The organism is Natrinema soli, from assembly GCF_028618695.1.
Window position 1 is genome coordinate 1 of record NZ_JAQIVI010000058.1, and the last position, 2,336, is coordinate 2,336.

A 2,336-nucleotide genomic window follows, 5' to 3' on the forward strand; every position below is an offset into this window, starting at 1 on the left:
ACTGGTCGGCGTGATGATCGCGGCGGCGTTGATTCCGCCCGCCGGCGTCGCGGGGATCACGCTCGCGTGGGGACAACCGACGGCCGCGATCGGCGCGACGGTCCTCGTCCTCGTCAACCTGCTGTCGGTGAACCTCGCCGGCCTGTTGACGCTGTGGTACGCCGGCTACCGCCCGGAGAACCTGTTCCAGATGGGCGAGACGGAACAGCGCGTTCGCCATCGGATCGTCGGACTCGTCGTCATCGTCCTCGTCTTCGCGGTGTTCCTCGGCGGGATCACCTACGCCTCCTACGAGGCGGGAAACTTCGAACAGGACGCCCGCAACGAAGTAGAGACGGTCCTCTCAGACGGGCAATACGAGAGCTACGAACTGCTCGAGTTTCAGGTCGTGATGAACGACAACTATCCGTTCAGGAATCCGGAGCGGGTGGTCGTGACGATCGGCGGCCCGCCGGGCGAGTCGGCACCCGAGCTGGCCGATATCCTCCACGAACGAATCAACGATCACGCCGATCAGCCGGTCTCGGTCGAGATCAGGTACGTCGAAATCCTCAGGCGGTAGCCGCTGCGGATTCGCGACTCGCCTGCGGTCAGTAACCCGTTCGGGAGCCGCCCCCAGTCCGTGACTTGACGCCGGCGAGACCGACGGTTCGTCGCTCGCTATCGTCGAAGCCGCTCGAGAATCCTCGAATGGGTGGAGTCAGTCTCGGGCTTGGATTCGGAGTCGGAATCGGTATCAGAATCGGTAGTGGTACTGTCGCGGCCAATGCGGCCGACTCGCCGCCGAAGCCACGCCCTCGGCCCGCCGATACGATTAACGAGATACGTCGGAAAGTAGAGCGTTGCCGCGCCGAGCGCCAGAAACCCGATCCCACCGACGAACTGTCCGTTCCGAAGGAATCCGACGCCGACGACGAACATCGGTCCCGCCATCGAGAGTCCCGCAACGGTCTGGAGCAGCCAGAGAATACCTGGTCCCTTCATCGCGGGATCTCGGGTTCGATCGCGACCATGGGTGGTGTGGTTCTTCTCTCTCGCCGGTAATGCAGGTGTGGGGAATCCTATCCGTCGAACGGCAGCTCCGGTTCGTAATCGATCGCCTCGACGGTGGCATCGACGACCGTTTCGACGTTCGAACCGGTCTCGATACTCATGGTGTAGTCGGCTGCAACGGCCTCGGTCAGGTCTCCCTCCTCGAACCGGTCTTCCTTGTTCGCGATCGTAAACACGGGGATGTCCTCGAACTGGGACGAGATCGAGTCCCGGAGCTCGAGTTGCGGGCCGATCGGATAGCCACATTCGCCGGTGGGATCGACCATGACGAGCATGCAGTCGGCGAGGTGCTCGATGGCGCTGACCGCCTGCGATTCGATCTCGTTGCGATCCTGTGGCGGACGGTCGAGCAGCCCGGGGGTGTCGACGATCTGGTAGCGGAGGTGGTCGCGCTCGAAGTGGCCGACGCCGATCCCCTTCGTCGTGAAGGGGTAGGAGGCGGTCTCGCCGCGGGCGTTCGTGATGTCGTTGACGAACGAGGACTTGCCGACGTTGGGGTAGCCGGCGACGACGATCGTCGGCTCGTCCGGGTTGATCTCCGGCAGGTCGCGCAGGTCGTTACGCGATTTGTTGATGTACAGCAGGTGGTCGTCGACCTGCTCGACGATGTCGGCGAGCCGGGCGAAGGCCTGTTTGCGGTGCTTGCGCGCCGTGTCCACGTCGGTCTTTCGTAGTCGGGACTGGTACTCCTCGTGGATCTCGCGTGCTTTTCGGCTCGCCCACATCACTTCCGATAGCGCCTGTCGGAGCTTGTCCACGTCGACGATCGCGTCGGCCAGCTCGTAGTAGAAGGGATGGACGTCGTCCTCGTACTCGAAGTCCGGCCACGCCGTGACGACGTTCTCGAGGTTGTCCGAGATGATGTTGGCCGCCGTCTGGAGCATCGACTGCTGGGCCTCGAGGCCGCCCTTGGCCTTGCCGGCCCGCGCCGCCCGCGAAAACGCCTTGTCGATCAGCTCTTCCGACGTGGGCGTTGTCGGAAGGTCTTCGAAAATCATAGTCACGAGTAGAACGCGCGGTCATAAAAGGTCGTTCGTTGTCCGCCGCAAACTTATCCTCGTTGCTGTCCTTCGGTCTGGCATGACAAACTGGCGCGCCGTCTTCGTCGGCTTCCTCGTCGCGACCGTCTTCGGAATCGTCGGCCTCGTCGTTCCGGGTATCGGCCAGCTCGCCGCGGGGCTGCTCGGAGGTTTCGTCGCCGGCTACATGGCCGGCGGTGGTATCGGCAGCGGCGTCTGGCACGGGCTGCTCGCTGGCTCGCTCGGCGGGATCATCGGCGGCCT

General features: G+C 63.8%; 4 protein-coding genes. 2 read left to right on the forward strand and 2 right to left on the reverse strand.

Annotated elements, in window-relative coordinates; genetic code table 11:
• The coding region (locus tag PGX04_RS03665) for a DUF389 domain-containing protein (protein WP_273737272.1) at positions 1 to 562 on the forward strand (562 nt) is incomplete at its 5' end.
• 98 nt (positions 563 to 660) lie between these two features.
• Here PGX04_RS03665 and PGX04_RS03670 read toward each other — a convergent pair.
• Both PGX04_RS03670 and PGX04_RS03675 read right to left on the reverse strand, forming a co-directional pair.
• Positions 661 to 984: a hypothetical protein gene (locus PGX04_RS03670; protein ID WP_273737273.1), complete on the reverse strand. Its 324-nt coding sequence runs from the start codon at positions 982 to 984 to the stop codon at positions 661 to 663.
• A 77-nt stretch (positions 985 to 1,061) separates the two neighbouring features.
• Complete coding sequence (locus PGX04_RS03675) at positions 1,062 to 2,051, reverse strand: NOG1 family protein (RefSeq protein ID WP_273737274.1); 990 nt, start codon at positions 2,049 to 2,051, stop codon at positions 1,062 to 1,064.
• A gap of 82 nt (positions 2,052 to 2,133) precedes the next feature.
• On the opposite strand from PGX04_RS03675, the gene PGX04_RS03680 reads away from it, so the two are divergent.
• Positions 2,134 to 2,336: DUF5518 domain-containing protein (locus PGX04_RS03680; protein ID WP_273737275.1), on the forward strand; the 203-nt coding region annotated here is incomplete at its 3' end.

Bases quoted from the DNA above. Each gene is read 5' to 3' on its own strand.
- PGX04_RS03670 (WP_273737273.1), bottom strand. From the start codon at position 984: ATGAAGGGACCAGGTATTCTCTGGCTGCTCCAGACCGTTGCGGGACTC.
- PGX04_RS03675 (WP_273737274.1), bottom strand. From the start codon at position 2,051: ATGATTTTCGAAGACCTTCCGACAACGCCCACGTCGGAAGAGCTGATC.